Source organism: Colwellia sp. BRX10-4 (genome assembly GCF_014077465.1).
GTDB lineage: Bacteria > Pseudomonadota > Gammaproteobacteria > Enterobacterales > Alteromonadaceae > Colwellia_A.
In genome coordinates, this window is record NZ_JACGVZ010000133.1 from 1 (window position 1) to 305 (window position 305).

Annotated in this window: 1 protein-coding gene; it reads left to right on the forward strand. The window is 32.8% G+C overall.

What is annotated here, in order from left to right; genetic code table 11:
• Positions 1-201: hypothetical protein (locus H4J67_RS20145; protein WP_182204949.1), on the forward strand; the 201-nt coding region annotated here is incomplete at its 5' end.
• Positions 202-305 lie beyond the last annotated feature (104 nt).

Consider the following 305-nt stretch of genomic DNA (forward strand, 5'->3'; position numbering starts at 1 on the left):
GCTGTTTTTGCAAATTGGTACTTAATTAATTCAAGTATTGAACGTCATGCTGAGTTAGGTTTACCTTATACAAGTAGCGATTCAGGTTTTATTTGGGGTGCAATAATTACAGGGTTATTTACAGTTTTATCTTTATGCTTTTATTCTATCGAAAAGATATTGCTAGAACTGTTAATCAAACCTAAAACAGAGTCAGAGTAAAATACTTATAACAAGTCATTAAAGCAGGACAAAAAACAGTTGGTTTTTGCTCCTGCGTCGCTTATTTTAACCAACTGTTTTTTGCCTCTTAATGAGGCGTTATG